This window comes from Methylophaga sp., assembly GCF_030651745.1.
This window is the reverse complement of record NZ_JAUSCC010000121.1, coordinates 37,809-56,743: the sequence shown is the minus strand read 5'-3', so window position 1 is coordinate 56,743 and position 18,935 is coordinate 37,809. Positions and strand designations below refer to the sequence as shown.

Here is an 18,935-nt window from a genome sequence, read left to right as displayed (position 1 = left end):
ATCTAAAAATGCCCTAAATCGGGCGGGTATGCTGTAAGTGGAGCGGGTATTTTGAAAACAGGACGAGTACTCTTTGGATCTAACATTAAAGCGGAAACATCGAACTTGAAAACAAATATCTGTCGTACTTGCAAGCACAATCGACTATATAGAGATTATTTGTAAACGTCAAAGCTTATTTTAGTAATAATCACAATATTACCCTCAATAGCAAAGCTATCAGGCTTAAATTAAGCATTAACAAGCATTTTCAAAACGATCTGCTTAATTTGTAGCAGGCAATGGTGGTGATTTTTGACGTCTTTCACGAAACCATCGTAATGCCGGTTTTTCGACATAATAATGCATCAATGTTGCCAATATAAAAGACGCTGCAAGCGCAATAACAACCCCGGTCAAACCAGATAAACCATAAGCATAACTGTGGTCTATGATGCCGTAACCGATATTTTGATGTACCAGATACAAGGAATACGACAGGCTGCCCAGCCACAAAGTGGCTTTGTTGACGATAAAGTTCAGGTAGCCGCTTATTGCCAACCCAAATACGGCATAACAGCTTAAAACAAAGATATTAAAAGGAGCCGGGTAGGCGATAATCGCGTGACTCATCGATAACGCAAGGAAGAAAACTTCGACTGCAGCCAAACTACCAATCTTATGCCAGCGATATAACAATATTCCGCTGATAAATAATGGAGCATAACTGGTAAATAATAAGTCCGTGGCAATAAACGAAAGTGCAGGGGATAAACTTTCCAGATTAATCACACCTATATAACTCAAGATTATCCAGCCAAATAACACTGTGCGTAATTGTTGCCAGTTTTTTAATGTATAAAACAGGATAGCCATCCAGGCGTAAAACGTCACCTCAATCACCAAACTCCAATAAGCACCATCAACATGCGCATGATTAAGGTAACTATGTAACAAGGTAAAGTTTAATAATGCCGAACTTAAAGGCACGGCTCGGTCATCTGGGCCCAGTGCCTGCACAGAGAGGAAGGTAAGAATAATGCCAACCCACAACGCGGGTAATAGACGAAACGCACGTGCTAATGCGAACTTGGCTGCATTTTCAGTACGTTCCAATGTCATGAAAATAACAAAACCACTTAGCATAAAGAATAGATGTACCCCGTAACGACCAAATTCGAGAAAACCTGGCGGGGTAAAGCCATGACCGTATAGTTCGTTGTAATAAGGTAGATAATGAAAAAGAACTACGCCTAAAGCTGCTATGCCTCTTAATGCATCAAGTGCTTGAAGCCGGTTTGTGGCCGGTGTCATACATCGCTCCTGCTGTAAAAGTGCTAACGAGTATAACGCCTGATAATTAACTCAGTCTTAACATAGGCTATAAAAACAGGAATTAGTATTGTTTGAGAAAAATTAGGCAACAACACAGTTTTTGCCTTTATGTTTGGCAATGTAAAGATTTCTATCGGCGCGACTGAGCAGAGCAAAAATACCATCATCTTGTTCACAATATTCCGTCAGCCCGATGCTGACAGTAAATTTAACGTTCTCACCACTGACCAGCGGCAGTGATAGTGTTTCAACACACTCACGCATACGCTCCGCTAAGGTCAAGGCAGAAGCCAATTCAGTTTCCGGTAAAATCATGGCGAATTCTTCACCACCGATTCGACCAAAAATATCGTAAGAGCGCTTAGACTGCATAATGCATTCGCTGAATAATTTGATAGCTTCATCGCCTGTATTATGACCATGTAAGTCATTTATCCGTTTAAAGTCATCAATATCAAACATCAGCAGACACAAGGTTCGATTATGACGTGATGTGCGTTGTAGCTCGGTTTCTGCCTGGGCAATAAATGCCCGGCGATTCCACAGACCGGTTAAGTCATCGGTATTGGCTAAATATTCCAGTGTTTTTGCTACTTCTTCCAATTCGAAATTCTTTTCCAGAATATCCAGGTTGGCTTCAAAGATATTGCGTAGCTGCACCATCATCTTAATTTGCAGTTCACTGTAATAATGGGTTTTGGTATCCAGCACGCATAATGTTCCAAATGGGTCTCCATTCGGCCAGATAACAGGTACACCGAGATAATTGACCATACCTAAACTGTGATCGTATTTATCTTTCCATTGTGGATTTTCATTTGCATTGGCGACAAACAGCGTTTGTTGCTGACGAATAACATATTCGCAATAGGTATCTGAATCCGTAAGTTGAAATTGTTGATTAATTTGATAAGGATTTTCTGTTGAACGGTTTTTAACCATTACTGCGAGTTCGTCACTTTCATTCACATGCGTCAGCAACACGACAGGCACTTCCATAAATTCAGCAAACAGATCAATCAGATCCTGCCATTGCTGAAAGTAATCATTGCTGACGATTGGATGGGACATATCCGCTCTATTTTTCAAGGAGTTGATCCTTATTGTGAAACTGCCTACGAGCATACAATAAATTTAAAACGAGTCCTCAACCTATTTATAGTGTCTCAAGCCCATGTGACATATTAAAGGTTATCAATCCACACAAAATGCTAATACGTTATCGAATTATTTTTCTAATACATTTCGTGTTTTTGCTGAGCGCTTGCGACCCATTGGCTAAACCGGAAACGTTAATGGATGAATATGTGAAACGTTTAGCCAATGTACTTGATGTTGAAGCAAATTATTCTGGCTTGGTTGCCATAGAGAGAATACCAAGAGCGCGTGAGCGCAGCTTATCCATCCCCGAATCTGATATAAATATGCTCGATTTTTTAAAACTGTATGGCTGTGAACTGCAATTTGTGGTGGGCGAAAAAAATGCAATTTTAGGGCGAGTTATGCAGCCATTAAACAGCTTGCGATATGAGGTACGTTTTATCGAAGCTGCCCGGGAATGTTTACCTGAAATTGATAATGACTCATTACGACAAAAAGTTGCCAAAGCCATTGAAGAAAAACAGCAAAATTTACCAAGGGTTATCTGGAATGCCACCTGGGGAACAGATGAAATAGCCCAGCTTATGAGCCTTTCAAACGGGCTTTATCAGCCCGAACAAAGCCAACACGAAATATCAAAATACAGTACTGATATTGACTACTTGAACGATGTTATTGGAAAAATATTAACCGGTGATTATTCTGCAGATCTGTCCTATCTCGGAGAGATTCAGCAACGCTGGCAATATGGAAGTCGGGCAGGTCAATTACATAATAGCGCAAGGTTGCTGGTCACCCGTCTTGATGATGCCACACAGATCTTGCTGCAGCGGATTCAGCAGCAACCTTTATGTTCACAAGGCAAACCCAATAACCAGGCGAGGATTGTCGAGTCGATGTTCTTTAGTGTTTATATTGGAAAAGTTCAGCCGTATATAGCTCAAGTCAATCGTGCCAGCGGGCAGTTATTTGAACCGTTATCTGAATTGGCGCAAATTCAGCAGCAAGTTATGCCGGAATCATTTCAGCCCTATTATTCACAAAGTCTTCAAACCACTAGCGAGACGAGTCTCTGGGGCATGTATCAACAGCGGGTCAAAGAACACACAGAGGCCTGGCAAGATTTGCTCGAACAATGTGGTCTGCGACCCGCTGCTTGATTGAAGTGATTTCAGTCATAACAAAGGCGGCTATGAAAGATAAATAGACCCTAAACTTTAAAGCGGCCCATCATTTGTTTCATGTTGTCAGAAAAGTGTCTGATTTCCTGCGCTAACTCTTCACCGGTTTCAGCAACTTCACTGGCGGATTCTGTCTGTTGATTTAAACCATGCAGGTTTTTACTGATTTCTTCGGCAACACAGGTTTGCTCTTCTGTGGCTTGCGCCGTTTGTGTCGCCATATCATTTACGCGAGTTGAAGACTGTTGAATTTCATTAAATACGGCATCCGCCTCAACAAATGTATTGGCGGTTTCATCGGCATTTACTTTTCCTTCTGAAATAGCTTTGGAAGAAGAGGTGACCGATAACTGTAATTTTTGGATGATCTTATCTATGTCATTGGTGCTTTGTTGAGTTCGAGTCGCCAAGGTTCTGACTTCATCGGCAACCACAGCAAAACCACGACCATGTTCACCGGCACGTGCTGCTTCAATAGCGGCATTTAAGGCTAGCAAATTGGTTTGCTCCGCCACACCACGAATAACTTCCAGCACTGAAACGATGTTGTTTGAGTTGGCTTCCAGTTCTTGAGATGAATTCAATACCAAATCCATATTGCGTATTAAAGCAGAAATTTTTTCATTAGAACTTCTGACAACTGCCATACCACGATCAGCCAAACCTGCTGTTTTATCAGCCTCGGAAGCAGAGTTGGTTGCTACCTGAGCCATTTCTTTATTAGCCAGTGTCATTTCATGAACAGCACTGACAATCGACTCAGTGGATAAATTTAGATTTTGATTGATGCTTTTGGTGTGAACTGAAGCATCAGACAAGCTGGCAGTGAGATTACCTAGGTTCGCAACCTGGGCGAGAATATTTTTAATCAGATCCTGCAAATTGGTGACAAACACATTAAATGCCATTGCTAGGTTACCGAATTCATCTTTTGATGAAACATCAATTCTGGCGGTTAAGTCGCCATCACCGGAGGCAATTTCGTTTATCCGTTTTACTAAATAATTAATATCATCTGTGAGTTTTTTGGGGATGAGATAACTGAACGCAATGGCTATTAGCAACACAATACCAACAGCAATAAATGTAATCGTCATCTTGGTACGAATTTCAGCAGCTAGTTGTTCTTCAATTACTTCAAAGCCTGTAATAACTGCTTCACCAGACTTATCCAAAATATCCCGTAATTCAGCGAACTCCTGGTCTTCTATGGATTCAAGGCTGCTCAATGATTGATTCTTATGGAAAGCATCAACTAAGGCATTAGAAGATGTTACCCATTCTTGATAAGCCTTATCGAATATAGCAGAATCGCCAATTATTTCTGGATAGGCTTTCAAATACTCTCGATACTCAGCATAACGATCAGCAACTTGCTGGATATTTTCCAGACGATCTGCTTCTTGTTTTGCACTATCAGAGCGTTCAGAAATAATATTGAGCTGAGCTAATTTTGCCTGGTAAAGATCACGATCAGCATTGAGAATAACTTCACTGGCCGGCATAAAATTTCGTGCCTGAACCTCGATAAGACGATCCTGTAACGACATCATCCACCAAAACATTGAGATGACAATGATAATGGTCAACCCCATGACCAATACCGGTAAAGAGCTTTTCGTGCGAATGCTATGTATATTCATCTTTAAATCATCCCAATGTAGCAAAGTTCAAGTTTTAGCTGCTTTTGTTAATAACAAAATCATCTTTACTGTTGTACAGCATGGTTGTCGACTGAATATAAAAAATCTTTAGCCGGAAATTTATGCTTTAGAAATTAAAACGCAAACAAATAGACATATTTTGAATATCTAAAATGATTGAGGTTAAAGAAAACTTAACTGATCGGGGAGAGTAAAGCGTGCCATTCCTGGCAATATAGGAAATGCAAGTTTTTAAATGTTCTTGGTGAATTCACCACTTAGCAAAATAATATCGAATGAATTTGCAAGTACCCAAAAACTAAGTGGGACTTATATTAAAAGCTCATTTTTTTGATTTGGATTTTTTTAGTTTTTTGGCCTTATCTTTCTTTTTATCGATCTTTTTAGCTTTGTCTTTTTTATCGGCCTTTTTAGCTTTGTCTTTTTTATCGGCCTTTTTGGCTTTTTTTGACTCGGATTTTTTGAGCTTGGTATTAGGTTTAGATTCAGCATCAATTTCATCAGGGAAACAATCGATACCTGTTGCCCGATAACGACCTAACCAGTATCGAACCTGCCCTAAACTCAATGTCGACTGTTCAGCCGCTTCATCCGGAGTTGTACCTTCAGATAAAAGCAACAGGGCCTTGGCTCGTGGACTATTCACCGAGGTTTGTTCGCTGATTTTACGAAGCTGTTTTTGGTCTTTTTTCTTTAATTCCAACACTGCTGCCGAGTCGTTCATGCGAGATCCTCAGAATAGATTAGCAATTATCTTATCGATAAATATTTCAACAATACTGCAACTATATTTCTAAATTGTGACAACTCAAGCTGAAGTCAATTGAACCATCGTTTGACGCAGTTGCTTGTCAAACTCAGTGTGGACAATACGCCCGCTATCAACATCAAAATTATCATAAAAAGAGGGAAGCGACATACTACCTTTTATTTCTGCTGCAAAGCGTGGCAGAGAATTGACTGCTATATCCATAACAGTTGCTCCGCCGCGTTCACCTGGCGAGGTCGAAAGCAAAATGGTCGGTTTTTTCTGGAAGATTTTTTGTTCGATCCGCGTACACCAGTCAAACAGATTCTTCCAAGCAGCGGAATAATTTCCATTATGCTCAGCAAAAGAGATAACCAATGCATCCGCACTACCCAATTTAGCCAGAAAAGCTTGAGCCAGAGCGGGCTGGCCGAGATCTTTTTCAATATCAACACTGAATAATGGCAATTCGTAATCATTTAAATCCAACACTTCTACATCAGCATCGTCGATCAGACTTGCCGCGTAGGTAACAAGTTGTTTGTTGATAGATTCTTTACTGCTGCTGGCTGCAAAGGCAATTACTTTCATATGGACTCCATTATTAGTGTGCACTGTAGTGAGAGACATGAACTATTGTTATAAAGTTGAGCATACTGAAAAAAAGTGAAAAAAAAAGGCATCCGAGGATGCCTTTTAATATGCTTACTAATCGTAGCTGTAGTGTTTTTTCAGCTGTTTAGTGACTTGCCACATGCTTTTTAAGCCTGTTGGGAAAATCACATAATCACCAGGAACGATAGTGACTGGTTGACCGCCATCTGGGGTGACAACAATTTCGCCTTCCAGAATGTAGGCTTTTTCAGTTTCATCAAAATCCAGACGGAATTCGGTGACTGGGCAATCCCAAATTTCCCAACCAGACACGCCTAATTCTTGCAAACGTGCTTGGCTCGGGTTTTTTTCAATAATAATCTCTGGCATAAAAATCCTGATGTTTAAAAGTATGGATCATGGTTGTCATGCGACAAACCGATTGCTTTTCTCGTCGACCATGCCCAATAACACAGCGACATGTCAGTATTTGACCGGCAAATAATAACAAACCTTAACAGTTAAATCTTGATTGTATTGGTTTGCTTTTTTGTGATGCGTGCTTAATCATCTAAATGAAAACGATTTGTATTTACTGTTGTATTTCCTCGGCGTAACATATCATTTTATTTATTTTGGGCTGGAGAAAATTCATGCGAACAAAATTATCACCATTAGCGATATCAATAAGTTTAGCGTTACTGGCAATACATTCGGTTAGTGCCGCTGAAATGGAAAATGATTCGGCAGAACTTGAATCAATTACGGTCACAGCCAGTGCAGATGCTTCTGCCGAAGGTTTATCTCCAGCACACAGTGGTGGTCAAGTCGCAGTGGGGGGCAGGGCTGGTATTCTGGGCACACTTGAGCATTTAGATAGCCCTTTCAGTATCACGGCTTATACCAATGAGTTTATTCAGGATCGTCAGGCACGAAGTGTAGGGGATGTTTTACAGAATGATCCTTCAGTGAGGGTGGCAAGAGGATTTGGAAACTTTCAGGAATCCTACTTTATTCGCGGCTTTATTCTGAGCTCTGACGATGTGGCTTATAACGGGTTATATTCGCTTTTGCCCCGACAATATATTGCAACAGAACTGTTTGAGCGCGTCGAAGTTTTACGTGGTGCTTCAGCATTTCTTAACGGTGCTGCGCCAAGTGGTGGTGGTATTGGTGGCAATATTAATTTATTGCCAAAACGTGCGCCTAATGAACCGCTAAATCGAATTACTGTGGGAACAGAACACGGCCAGCAAGGACTTGTTTCTGCAGATATTGCCAGACGTTTCGGTGAAGATAAGCAATTCGGGGTTAGGATGAATGCAGCTTATCGCGATGGTGGCACTGCCATCGATGATGAACAGGCAAAACTTGGTTTATTCTCAGTTGGTCTTGACTGGCGCGGAGAAAGAGCGCGCCTGTCAGCGGATATTGGTTATCAGAATAACCAGTTGGATGAAACGCGTACTAATGTCAGTTTGTCTGGTGTGAATAAGATTCCATCAGCCCCTGATTCCTCAAGTAACTGGGCACAACCGTGGTCTTATTCTAATGAAGAAGATTTGTTTGGAACTTTGCGAGGAGAATACGACCTGACCGAGACGACTACTGTCTGGGCTGCCTATGGTATTCGCCGTAGTGAGGAAAAAAACTCGCTGGCAAACCTCACAGTGAATAATGCCGACACAGGTTCTGGCACAGCTTATCGTTTTGATAATACTCGTGAAGACAGAGTTAATACCGGTGAAGTCGGTTTACGCGGATTTTTAAATACAGGTAGTGTTGGCCACGAATGGGTTGTTTCGGCTTCTTATTTTGAAGCGGAAAAGAAAAATGCCTACGTGATGGATTTCTTTAATAGCTTTAATACTAATCTGTATCACCCTGTTTCATACAGCCGACCAGCCATTAGTGGCAGCGCATTTGTGGGTAATGATTTATCGTCGCCTTCTTTAAATGGCCGGACTGAATTAACCAGTTTTGCAATTGGCGATACGCTATCGCTATTTAATGAACAGCTTTTGTTAACGCTTGGAATTCGACGTCAATCAATTGAAGTGACAGATATTGCATACAATACAGGAGTCAGAACTGGCTACGATAAAAGTGAAAATACGCCGGTTTTAGGTTTGGTTTACAGACTCACAGATAATTGGTCTATCTATGGCAACTACGTTGAAAATCTGCGCCAGGGTGATACTGCTCCATTAACCGTCAATATTGATGGTGCAACCGTTGATATAACAAACGGTGGTCAGCAACAAAGCCCATATGTTGCCGTGCAAAAAGAAATTGGTTTGAAATATGACTCTGATTACCTGGGCTATGGTTTGGCTTATTTCACTACGGATAAACCTCGTTCATATACTGATCTTTCAGATCCCTCAGCTCCTCGTTTCACCACATCAGGTGAAGATGAACATCAAGGTATTGAACTGACAGTATTTGGTTTAGCAACAGATGATATTAAATTAATCGGTGGTTTAACCTGGCTGGACACTGAACAGAAAAAAACCGGTAATAGCGCTATTGATGGTAATAGGGTTATTGGTGTTCCTGAGTTTCAGGCGAATATTGGTGCAGAATGGGAGCTGCCATATGTTGATGGTTTAGCTATTGATGGTCGTGTGGTCTACACAGGTTCAAGCTATGCCGATGCTGCAAATGAGTTGAAAGTCCCAAGTTGGACGCGTCTTGATATTGGAACACGCTATCTGATGCAGGTAAATGGTAAAGATCTGACATTGCGAGCCAGAATAAACAACGTATTTGATAGAGATTATTGGGCTTCAGTGGGCGGGTTTGAAGGTTCGGGATATCTGGTGGCCGGAGGACCAAGAACGGTCACATTAACCGCGACAATGGATTTCTAAATTTAAATACCAATTCGTAGAAACGGCTGGCAGTTTCTCACTGCCAGCCGTTTTTTTATGCGTGTTAATTAAACATTCACCCGTTGGTAATCACGGTAGCGTGGTTTCCAGAAGTTATCTTCAATAGCCTGAACAAGTGCTGCTTCGGTCATTTCCGGTGCTAATTGGTTTTGCTGAGCAAGTCTGGCAACGGCAAAGGCAATTTTTTTGCTGAGTTCGGCAGTTTCTGTCAGAGCCGGGAGAAGTTCCTGGTGACCAACTGTAGCCATTGGTGAGGCGCTTGCCAGTATTTCACTTGCTGCCATCAGCATATCATCGGTGATTCGTTCTATCTTGGCGGCTACAACTGCCAGGCCTAACCCGGGGAAGATATAACTGTTATTGCATTGCGCGATGGGATAAAGCTTTTGATTGTATACAACAGGCATAAATGGACTGCCGGTAGCGATAAGAGCATTTCCGTCTGTCCATTCAATGAGCTGTTGAGGATGAGCTTCTATTTGTTTAGATGGATTGCTCAACGGAAAAATGATGGGTTTCGGACAGTGTGAATACATCGATTTGATTATTGCTTCGGTAAAGATACCTGCCTGGCCGGAAACACCAATTAATACCGTTGGACGAGCATTTTCAATCACTTCCGCGAGATTGGCATTAATACCGGAAACCTTCCAGTCAGCACAAACCAGATCCAGTTGGGCTAGCTTTTGCTGAAACTCAGGTAATCCCGGTAATGATTGCGTCAGTAGACCTGGTCGATCAATCATAAAAATCCGTTGCCGGGCAGCGACTTCACTGGTGCCTTCTGTTATCATCTGGGCAACGATTTGTTCAGCAATACCACAACCCGCAGATCCGGCCCCGACAAATACAATGGTTTGCTCGGAAAGCGTTTGCTGTTTGGCACGACAGGCAGCCAATAATGAGCCGACAGTAACCGCCGCCGTTCCCTGAATATCATCATTAAAACAACAGAGTTCATCGCGATAACGGTTGAGTAACGGCAGTGCTTTGCGTTGTTCAAAATCTTCAAATTGCACTAGCGCATTGGGCCAGCGTTTTTTGATGGCGCTAATAAACAAGTCCATAAATTCATCGTATTGCTGAGCATCAATTCGAGGATGTTGCCAACCAATATATTGAGGATTGTTCAGTAGCTCGGCATTGTCTGTGCCGACATCCAGCATGATGGGCAGGGTATAAGCCGGACTGATGCCACCACAAACGGTATATAAAGATAATTTACCAATCGGTATACCCATACCACCGACGCCTTGATCACCCAAACCAAGGATTCGACTGCCATCCGTTATTACAATGACTTTGACATTGCGTTTGGTGGCATTGAGCAGAATTTCATCAATATGGTGCCTATCGGGATAAGAAATAAACAAGCCTCTGGCACGACGATAGATTTGTGAAAAACGTTCGCAGGCATCGCCTACTGTGGGGGTGTAAATGATCGGCATCATTTCCTGCAGATGATGCTCGAGCAGGTAATAAAACAAGGTTTCGTTGTTGTCCTGGATAGTCCGCAGATAGATGTGCTTGTTAATCGGTTCAATAAAACTGGAATATTGCTGATAGGCACGTTCTGCTTGTTGTTCAATGGTCTCAAAACGTTGAGGTATCAATCCTTTCAGATTAAATTGCTGTCGCTCGGACTCACTGAATGCTGTTCCTTTATTGAGTAACGAAGTTGCTAACAGTGCGGGGCCAGCATAAGGGATATATATAGGTCTGGACGACATTTCAATAACATTCCGAATTATGAAAAGTGATGACCAGTATAAACATCACTCAGCATCTAAATTCAAATGTTATTGGCCTATAAGCAGACGTATTGGCTTATACGCAGATCGAAATTTACTAATAAATCAAAAAAATTTGCCAATTTAAATACTTAGCTGTTGACGAACAGCCTGTTTAAGTCGCATATTGTCACGAATTTAACTGAGACCAGCGTCAACTTTGCGAGGAAAATCATGTCTTTAACATCTCTTATTTCAGTGTCAATGGCGACATTGCTAGTTTCTGCATCGGCTTTTGCCGGAAATTCTTCTTCGCACGAGAGCAGCATGGCCTGCGGTGCCAATAGCATTACCATTGGCATGAGTACTGATGATATTAAAGCTATTTGTGGACAATACTGGGAACCGGCATTTATCAGTGTGCATACTCGCCCCGTGCTGCGTAAAGTCGCTGATTCAGAGCAGGAAAATGATCAGTTTGAAAAATGGCTTTATCGTATTGTCGAAAAACAGGAAACCCACGTCATCATCAAGAATGACAAAATTGTAAAAATATTTAATACACCACAGCCATAAGCGTTACCAACAAATAAAAATAAACGGTCTTTACAGGCCGTTTTTTTGTTTGGATATCTGCATTAATGGCGGATTTTTACGGTTTAATTAATAGTCGTATGTTTGCTTGCACATACATAAATGCCAGAGATGCTGATGAAAACACAGATGATTTTGATATTAGCCGTATTAGCCTCATTGAGTCTGCCTGTTAGTGCAGAGGAGATGGAAAACAATAAACAGTGTGAGCTTATCGCCAATCTCACTGGTGATTATTATCATCACAAACAATCCGGAAAGTCCAAACAGGAAGTCGAGCAGACATTACGTCCTGAATTTGCTAATGCAGAGTTTTTACGGGTGGTCGATCTGGCGATTAATCTCGCCTATACCTTTCCAGATGATTTACCAGAAGAACTTGTTGAACAACAGGTTTTCGAAGGCTGTGAGCAACATCAACCCTGAGTGATCCCGTTTCAACGTTGCCATTTGATCTGAATCAAAAGCGACACGATAAAACGAATTCTACTCGTTTATTCCCGCGTTTATACCGTACACTGCACGTGTGTATATATAAAGCTTAATACGTGGAATTAATATTTTACTGATAGCTCTTCACATGTCTGGCTCATCGAGAGAAACGTCCATTAATCCCGTGTGTTAATCATTGGTTTTAAGCTGTTTAGCTGGTCTGATTTTATAAGGATTTATACGGATGCCAACCACCCGAAATACTCATTGGCTTCGTGCCGCAATTGTTCTGGTAATTATTGCTCTGTCGGTATTCTTACTGTGGCGTTTATATCTGGCTCCGGATCCCTATGCAGGTTTGGTTTACGGTAATGGCCGGATTGAAGCCACGGAGCTTGATGTGGCTGCCAAAACAGCTGGCCGTATCCAGGATATTCTGGTTGATGAAGGTGAGTTTGTAACCGCAGGTCAGGTAGTCGCCAGGATGGATACAGAAAACCTGATGGCTCAATTGCGGGAAGCACAGGCATTATTTCATCAGGCAGAAAGTTCTGTTGCCATTGCCAACAGTCAATTAGTACAACGAGAGGCTGAAAGGCAAGCCGCTTTAGCCCTGGTGGCCCAACGTGAAGCGGAACTCAATGTTGCTCGCAAGCGCTATGAACGATCATCTTCATTAGCGGGACGCGGGGCAACCTCACAGCAGGAATCGGATGATGATTTTGCCAGGCAGCAAAGCGCCATTGCTGCTGTCAGTGCCTCAAAAGCACAAGTTGCAGCAGCGGATGCAGCAATTGTGACTGCCAGAGCTCAAATGGCGGGAGCCGAATCGGCTTTATTAGGCGCACAGGCGAGCATTGATCGTATTCAGGCTGATATCACTGACAGCGAACTTAAAGCCGTTAGGGATGGCAGAGTTCAATATCGTATTGCTCAACCAGGCGAAGTGATTGCTGCTGGTGGGCGAGTTTTGAATCTGGTTGATTTGCGCGATGTGTATATGACCTTTTTCCTGCCCACAAGCAAAGCCGGTCGTTTAGCGTTAGGTACTGAGGTTAGAATTATTCTCGATGCAGCGCCCAATTATGTTTTTCCAGCTAACGTATCATTTGTTGCAGATGTCGCTCAGTTCACTCCAAAGACCGTTGAAACAGCCAGTGAACGGGAAAAACTGATGTTTCGAGTGCGGGCTCAAATTCCCAAAGATCTGCTGGATGCGAATATTCTCAGAGTAAAAACTGGCTTACCCGGCATGGCCTTTATTCTTGAAGATGTACAAGGAGATTGGCCAGAACATCTGGCGGTGAGGATCCCTTGATGTCTGTGGCACCATTGCCGGAGATTAGCATGCAGCACCCGGTCGCGATGCTAAACAATGTCAGTCTTCGTTATGGCAAAACCGTTGCGTTAAATAATCTGACCCTGACAGTTCCTGCCGGTGTGATGGTTGGCATCATCGGCCCCGATGGGGTCGGCAAATCCAGTTTGTTTTCACTGATATCTGGTGCTCATGCCATTCAACATGGCGATGTTGAAGTGCTGGGCGGTGATATGCGTAATAAGCAGCATCGTCAGACGGTTTGTCCACGGATTGCCTATATGCCACAAGGACTGGGCAAAAATCTTTATCACACACTTTCTGTTTTTGAAAATGTCGATTTTTTCGGGCGCTTATTTGGTCAGGATCGTGTGGAGCGTGAACAACGTATCAGCCAGTTACTCGATGCTACTGGTTTGACAGATTTTGCAGACCGGCCAGCAGGTAAATTATCCGGCGGGATGAAGCAAAAACTGGGGTTATGCTGTGCATTAATTCATGATCCGGATTTGTTGATTCTGGATGAACCAACTACCGGGGTGGACCCGTTATCGAGACGTCAATTCTGGACTTTAATTAATCGCATTCGCAGTGAAAATCCCACCATGAGCGTTTTAGTTGCCACAGCTTATATGGAAGAAGCGGCGGATTTTGACTGGTTGGTCGCCATCAATCAGGGACACGTATTAGCCACCGGCACGCCAGAACAGATTCTTCAACAGACATCAACCAATTCTCTGGAATCAGCGTTTATTGCCTTATTGCCGGAAGAACAGCGAGATCGCCATAAACCCGTAGTGATCCCACCACGTAATGTAACGACGCAAGATGAATTTGCCATTGAGGCCGATGGGCTGACAATGCGCTTTGGTCATTTCACTGCTGTAGATAAAGTGAGTTTTCGTATTCCACGGGGCGAGATTTTTGGCTTTCTGGGTTCCAACGGTTGCGGTAAAACCACGACGATGAAAATGCTGACCGGATTGTTAGCCGCCACGGAAGGTCAGGCTAAGTTATTTGGTAAGGCTATTGATCCGCATGATCTGAGTATTCGGCAACGGGTTGGTTATATGACGCAATCGTTCTCGTTGTATGGCGAACTCACGGTCAGACAGAATCTGGATCTGCATGCACGCTTATTCAAACTACCGGCAGAGAAAATTGCTGCCCGAATCCTGGAAATGGCTAAACGCTTTGAACTTGAAACTGTGCTGGATAGTTTGCCGGATGCGTTACCGTTAGGACAAAGACAGCGCTTATCCCTTGCTGTGGCGATGATTCATGGGCCGGAAATGCTTATTCTTGATGAACCGACTTCAGGAGTTGATCCGATTGCCCGCGATGCGTTCTGGCAGATCATGGTGGATTTAGCGCGACAGGATGGCGTGACCATTTTCATATCAACTCATTTTATGAATGAAGCAGAGCGTTGTGACCGGATTTCATTGATGCATGCGGGTCGGGTATTGGTGACCGATACCCCGGATAATTTAAAAAATTCCAAACAGACGGCTTCTCTGGAAGACGCGTTTGTCGAATATCTGCAGGAAGAAGTTTTACGTCACGAGATTCAGCAACCCATTACCGACGATGTGGTTGAAACGGCGGTGAGTGACTCCGTCAATAGCCATAAATCAGCCAGTCAAATCAATGGCTTCAGCCTGCGTCGTCTATACAGTTACAGTCGACGTGAAACGCTTGAATTACTGAGGGATCCAATACGCCTGACCTTAGCAATGATCGGCACATTATTGCTGATGTTTGTGGTGGGTTATGGCATCAATATGGACGTGGAAGATCTGAAATTTGCGGTATTGGATGCCGATCAATCTGCCACCAGCCGAGATTACAGATTAAATTTATCCGGATCCCGTTATTTTATCGAACAAGCTGAATTGTACAGTCATGCTGAAATAGAGCAGCGAATGCTGTCGGGTGAAATAAGTCTGGCAATTGAAATCCCTTATGGTTTTGCTCGGGATCTGGCGCGGGGACAAACGGTTGAGATTGGTGCCTGGATTGATGGTTCGATGCCGACTCGTGGTGAGAATATTCGCGGCTATGTGCAGGGAATGCACAGTCATTGGCTTACCACCAAATCGAGAGAAATACTTGGCTCAGCTGTTATTGCCCAACCTGCCACCATAGAAACACGCTTCCGTTATAACCCGGATGTAAAAAGTCTGGTGGCAATCGTACCGGCGATGATTCCATTATTACTGATGCTGATTTTATCAATGTTGACGGCGCTTTCAGTGGTACGTGAAAAAGAGCTGGGTTCGATTGTGAATCTGTATGTCACGCCAGTCAGTCGGTTGGAATTTCTGCTGGGTAAACAACTCCCGTATATTGCACTGGGAATGTTAAATTTTGTGTTGCTGGTGCTGTTCGCGGTGTTGATATTTCAGGTACCGTTTACCGGCAGTTTTCTCACTCTAGCGTTTGCTGCATTGCTGTATGTTTTTTGTGCGACTTCACTGGGTTTATTGATTTCAGCGTTTACCCGCAGTCAGATTGCGGCTTTATTTGGCACAGCACTTTTAACACTGGTCCCGGCGGTGCAGTTTTCTGGCATGATTGATCCGGTGTCTTCAATGCAAGGCGTAGGAAGATGGATCGGTGAGGTTTATCCCGCTACGCATTTTTTGACGATTTCGCGTGGGGTTTTTTCCAAAGGGTTGTCTTATGCTGAATTACAGCCGGCCTTTAATGCGTTGTTTATTGCTGCCCCAGTGTTACTGGTTATCGGTGTGATGCTGTTAAAAAAGCAGGATAGCTGAGATGGCCATCACCAATATTCTGCATCTGGGGATTAAAGAGCTGCGCAGTCTGTGGCGTGATCCGGTGTTAATGATTTTTATTGTTTATGCATTCAGTTTGTCGGTTTATACCGCTGCGACAGCGATGATTGATTCGTTGAATAATGCACCGATAGCGATTGTTGATGATGATCGATCGCCGTTATCGATGCGCATCGTGGATGCTTTTTATCCGCCGTATTTCAAACCACCGGAGCTGATTGATCAACATGAAGTTGATGCACGCATGGATATGGGCATTGATACCTTTGCTTTGCATATTCCGTCCAATTTCCAGCGAGATCTACTGGCCGGACATCAACCCGTTATTCAATTGAATATCGATGCCACCCGGATGGGGCAGGCTTTTACCGGTAACAGCTATGTACAATCAATAGTCAGTGGTGAAATCACGGCGTTTGTTGAACGTCATCGCCAAGCCAGCGTAACCCCGGTGGATTTGGTATTACGGGCTAAATTTAATACTGAACTGAATAGTCAGTGGTTCGGGGCTGTTATGCAGGTCATCAATAACATCACCATGTTGTCGATTATTTTGACCGGTGCAGCGCTTATCAGAGAGCGTGAACATGGCACCGTTGAACATTTGCTGGTTATGCCGGTCACACCGTTTGAAATTATGGCCAGCAAAGTCTGGTCGATGGCATTAGTGGTCTTGGTCGCTACGGCATTATCGTTATGGTTGGTGGTGCAAGTCTGGTTGGCGGTGCCGCTGCATGGTTCAGTATGGCTGTTTTTGTTTGGGACATTGCTGCATTTGTTTGCCACAACGTCCTTAGGTATTTTTCTCGGTACCATCGCCCGATCAATGCCACAATTCGGTTTGTTAATGGTACTGATTCTGTTGCCTTTGCAAGTGTTATCCGGCGGCACCACACCCCGCGAAAGCATGCCGGATATTATTCAGCACATTATGTTATTGGCTCCCAATACCCACTTTGTGATGCTGGCCCAATCGATTCTTTATCGTGGTGCCGGGATAAGTGAAGTTTGGCCACAATTTCTCAGTTTAATTCTGCTGGGTGCTGTGTTGTTCGGTTTATCGTTAAGTCGCTTCCGAAAAACTATTGCTTCCATGGCCTAGGGTTTGTTGATCACCAGGCTGATAAATCGTATTTACTGGCACAATGATAAAGACTCAATTTCATCAATATTAAATTGCATGAGCGATTGAAAAGTGGTTCTTGTCATAGTGTTGATTACATAATCAGCAGCCCGGATCGGATTAACGTAAATAACGTGCATACCTGCAGCATGCGCCGCTCTAACGCCAGTTGGTGAGTCTTCAAACACCAGACAGTGCTCTGGTGCTACCTGTAAATTATCAGCACTTTTTAAATAAATTTCCGGATGTGGTTTGGTGTTTGTTACGTCATCGGCAGTTTGAATTGAGGTGAAATAAGCTTCGATTTCCAGGCATTGCAACACAGTATGACAAACTGGTTTGGGTGCATTGGTGGCAAGACCAATAGGAAAATCCATGCCATGGATCTGCTGGAGAAGATTCAGAGCACCTTGCATGGCTAGAGGGCGTTTTTGAATCTGTTGGCAAACTTGCTGAATAACTTGCTGTTCAGCTGCTTCAAGGGAGAAAGGGTTTTGAGCTTTCAGTGACCAGTACTCTGATACCTGCCGCATGTTCATATTACGTGTATTCAGTTGATCCGCTTCGGTAATATCAATACCGTAACTGGAAAAAACATGTTTTTCTGCGTCATCCCAGATTTGCTCGGAATCGACAATCACACCGTCCATATCAAAAATCACAGCTTTAATCATGGGCTTGGCAATCAACATTTTTAAAAAGGAGAAGAGACATATTTAAATCAGTCATCAGGCAACATTTTAACAATAAAAGAGTCAGATAAACGTTTGGTAGCAGAGCATTGCGTTACTGTTCGAGCAGCGTTAATAACTCCGACCAGATATTGTCTAGTAATTGAGGTTGGGCCTTTGCTGTCGGGTGAATTCCATCTGCCTGCATCATTGCCTCGCCATCATAAACTTCGGCAAGGAAAAAAGGCAGGAATGCGAGATTATATTGTTCGGCCAGACTTGAATAAACATTAGCAAACGCAGTGGTATAACGTGGACCATAGTTGGGTGGAATTTCAATGCCAACCAGTAATACTTCTGCCTTATGCTGTTGTGATAATTCAATCATTCTGGCTAAATTGTTGCGAATAACATCGGGTGGAAAACCACGTAAACCATCATTACCGCCTAATTCAATGACGACAATGGCAGGATCATGTTTTTCCAGTAACTCGGGTAATCTGCGTAAACCACCGTCGGTTGTTTCACCACTGATACTGGCATTGGCAACATTCCAGGTTCCGGGTGTTTCCTGTTCAAGACGATCTTTTAGTAATTCAACCCAGGCGGCATCACTGTCGATGCCATAGGCAGCACTGAGGCTGTCGCCGACAATTAACAGGTTTTTCCGTTGTGGTTCGGCCGCTTGCAGCTGAAAGCTGAACAGAACAAACAACAAATAAATGAATAATGTCTTTGTAGCTAATAAGGTTTTCATAACCGCCAATTAA

General features: G+C 43.1%; 16 protein-coding genes. 7 read left to right on the top strand and 9 right to left on the bottom strand.

Translation table 11 applies throughout. The features are described 5' to 3' along the window. Positions 1-264: 264 nt before the first annotated feature. The gene (locus tag Q7V21_RS13995) at positions 265-1,293 is read right to left on the bottom strand and encodes an acyltransferase (protein ID WP_304917881.1); all 1,029 of its coding nucleotides are present in this window, start codon (positions 1,291-1,293) and stop codon (positions 265-267) included. 102 nt (positions 1,294-1,395) lie between these two features. Next, positions 1,396-2,403 (bottom strand): sensor domain-containing diguanylate cyclase, encoded by a 1,008-nt coding sequence (locus Q7V21_RS13990; protein WP_304917880.1) that lies wholly within the window; start codon positions 2,401-2,403, stop codon positions 1,396-1,398. Between the two features lie 206 nt (positions 2,404-2,609). Between Q7V21_RS13990 and Q7V21_RS13985 the strand changes: the two genes are divergently transcribed. Next, on the top strand, positions 2,610-3,575 hold the full coding sequence (locus Q7V21_RS13985) for a DUF3080 family protein (RefSeq protein WP_304917879.1): 966 nt from the start codon (positions 2,610-2,612) through the stop codon (positions 3,573-3,575). Positions 3,576-3,625: 50 nt separating this feature from the next. Here the strand turns inward: Q7V21_RS13985 and Q7V21_RS13980 are convergent, their stop codons facing one another. The 4 genes from Q7V21_RS13980 to Q7V21_RS13965 form a co-directional block, all read right to left on the bottom strand. Continuing rightward, positions 3,626-5,239: a methyl-accepting chemotaxis protein gene (locus Q7V21_RS13980; RefSeq protein WP_304917878.1), complete on the bottom strand. Its 1,614-nt coding sequence runs from the start codon at positions 5,237-5,239 to the stop codon at positions 3,626-3,628. 343 nt (positions 5,240-5,582) lie between these two features. Next, a complete protein-coding gene (locus Q7V21_RS13975) occupies positions 5,583-5,984 on the bottom strand; it encodes a helix-turn-helix domain-containing protein (RefSeq protein ID WP_304917877.1) in 402 nt (133 codons plus the stop codon). 84 nt (positions 5,985-6,068) lie between these two features. After that, positions 6,069-6,599 carry an NADPH-dependent FMN reductase gene (locus Q7V21_RS13970; RefSeq protein WP_304917876.1) on the bottom strand — a complete coding sequence of 177 codons (531 nt, stop codon included), beginning with the start codon at positions 6,597-6,599 and terminating at the stop codon, positions 6,069-6,071. A 117-nt stretch (positions 6,600-6,716) separates the two neighbouring features. After that, complete coding sequence (locus Q7V21_RS13965) at positions 6,717-6,992, bottom strand: cupin domain-containing protein (protein WP_304917875.1); 276 nt, start codon at positions 6,990-6,992, stop codon at positions 6,717-6,719. Between the two features lie 263 nt (positions 6,993-7,255). Between Q7V21_RS13965 and Q7V21_RS13960 the strand changes: the two genes are divergently transcribed. After that, positions 7,256-9,475 (top strand): TonB-dependent siderophore receptor, encoded by a 2,220-nt coding sequence (locus Q7V21_RS13960; RefSeq protein ID WP_304917874.1) that lies wholly within the window; start codon positions 7,256-7,258, stop codon positions 9,473-9,475. Positions 9,476-9,543: 68 nt separating this feature from the next. On the opposite strand, the gene Q7V21_RS13955 is transcribed toward Q7V21_RS13960, so the two are convergent. Next, a complete protein-coding gene (locus Q7V21_RS13955) occupies positions 9,544-11,226 on the bottom strand; it encodes an NAD-dependent malic enzyme (protein WP_304917873.1) in 1,683 nt (560 codons plus the stop codon). Positions 11,227-11,460: 234 nt separating this feature from the next. On the opposite strand from Q7V21_RS13955, the gene Q7V21_RS13950 reads away from it, so the two are divergent. The 5 genes from Q7V21_RS13950 (at position 11,461) to Q7V21_RS13930 (ending at position 17,473) form a co-directional block, all read left to right on the top strand. Continuing rightward, positions 11,461-11,802, top strand: a complete 342-nt coding sequence (locus tag Q7V21_RS13950; protein ID WP_304917872.1) for a DUF2845 domain-containing protein — start codon at positions 11,461-11,463, stop codon at positions 11,800-11,802. Between the two features lie 135 nt (positions 11,803-11,937). After that, positions 11,938-12,246: a hypothetical protein gene (locus Q7V21_RS13945; RefSeq protein ID WP_304917871.1), complete on the top strand. Its 309-nt coding sequence runs from the start codon at positions 11,938-11,940 to the stop codon at positions 12,244-12,246. A gap of 250 nt (positions 12,247-12,496) precedes the next feature. Further along, positions 12,497-13,570: an HlyD family secretion protein gene (locus Q7V21_RS13940; protein ID WP_304917870.1), complete on the top strand. Its 1,074-nt coding sequence runs from the start codon at positions 12,497-12,499 to the stop codon at positions 13,568-13,570. Then, complete coding sequence (gene rbbA / locus Q7V21_RS13935; RefSeq protein WP_370654070.1) at positions 13,570-16,350, top strand: ribosome-associated ATPase/putative transporter RbbA; 2,781 nt, start codon at positions 13,570-13,572, stop codon at positions 16,348-16,350. The genes Q7V21_RS13940 and rbbA overlap by 1 nt, the downstream gene beginning before the upstream one ends. 1 nt (position 16,351) lies before the next feature. Beyond that, complete coding sequence (locus tag Q7V21_RS13930; protein ID WP_304917869.1) at positions 16,352-17,473, top strand: ABC transporter permease; 1,122 nt, start codon at positions 16,352-16,354, stop codon at positions 17,471-17,473. Positions 17,474-17,505: 32 nt separating this feature from the next. On the opposite strand, the gene Q7V21_RS13925 is transcribed toward Q7V21_RS13930, so the two are convergent. Further along, complete coding sequence (locus Q7V21_RS13925) at positions 17,506-18,168, bottom strand: HAD family phosphatase (RefSeq protein WP_304917868.1); 663 nt, start codon at positions 18,166-18,168, stop codon at positions 17,506-17,508. 112 nt (positions 18,169-18,280) lie between these two features. Next, a complete protein-coding gene (locus Q7V21_RS13920; RefSeq protein ID WP_304917867.1) occupies positions 18,281-18,922 on the bottom strand; it encodes an arylesterase in 642 nt (213 codons plus the stop codon). Between the last annotated feature and the right edge of the window lie 13 nt (positions 18,923-18,935).

Bases quoted from the DNA above. Each gene is read 5' to 3' on its own strand.
- Q7V21_RS13955 (WP_304917873.1), bottom strand. From the start codon at position 11,226: ATGTCGTCCAGACCTATATATATCCCTTATGCTGGCCCCGCACTGTTA.
- Q7V21_RS13970 (WP_304917876.1), bottom strand. From the start codon at position 6,599: ATGAAAGTAATTGCCTTTGCAGCCAGCAGCAGTAAAGAATCTATCAAC.
- Q7V21_RS13960 (WP_304917874.1), top strand. From the start codon at position 7,256: ATGCGAACAAAATTATCACCATTAGCGATATCAATAAGTTTAGCGTTA.
- Q7V21_RS13925 (WP_304917868.1), bottom strand. From the start codon at position 18,168: ATGATTAAAGCTGTGATTTTTGATATGGACGGTGTGATTGTCGATTCC.
- rbbA (WP_370654070.1), top strand. From the start codon at position 13,570: ATGTCTGTGGCACCATTGCCGGAGATTAGCATGCAGCACCCGGTCGCG.
- Q7V21_RS13940 (WP_304917870.1), top strand. From the start codon at position 12,497: ATGCCAACCACCCGAAATACTCATTGGCTTCGTGCCGCAATTGTTCTG.
- Q7V21_RS13945 (WP_304917871.1), top strand. From the start codon at position 11,938: ATGAAAACACAGATGATTTTGATATTAGCCGTATTAGCCTCATTGAGT.
- Q7V21_RS13965 (WP_304917875.1), bottom strand. From the start codon at position 6,992: ATGCCAGAGATTATTATTGAAAAAAACCCGAGCCAAGCACGTTTGCAA.
- Q7V21_RS13975 (WP_304917877.1), bottom strand. From the start codon at position 5,984: ATGAACGACTCGGCAGCAGTGTTGGAATTAAAGAAAAAAGACCAAAAA.
- Q7V21_RS13980 (WP_304917878.1), bottom strand. From the start codon at position 5,239: ATGAATATACATAGCATTCGCACGAAAAGCTCTTTACCGGTATTGGTC.
- Q7V21_RS13930 (WP_304917869.1), top strand. From the start codon at position 16,352: ATGGCCATCACCAATATTCTGCATCTGGGGATTAAAGAGCTGCGCAGT.
- Q7V21_RS13995 (WP_304917881.1), bottom strand. From the start codon at position 1,293: ATGACACCGGCCACAAACCGGCTTCAAGCACTTGATGCATTAAGAGGC.
- Q7V21_RS13950 (WP_304917872.1), top strand. From the start codon at position 11,461: ATGTCTTTAACATCTCTTATTTCAGTGTCAATGGCGACATTGCTAGTT.
- Q7V21_RS13920 (WP_304917867.1), bottom strand. From the start codon at position 18,922: ATGAAAACCTTATTAGCTACAAAGACATTATTCATTTATTTGTTGTTT.
- Q7V21_RS13985 (WP_304917879.1), top strand. From the start codon at position 2,610: ATGGATGAATATGTGAAACGTTTAGCCAATGTACTTGATGTTGAAGCA.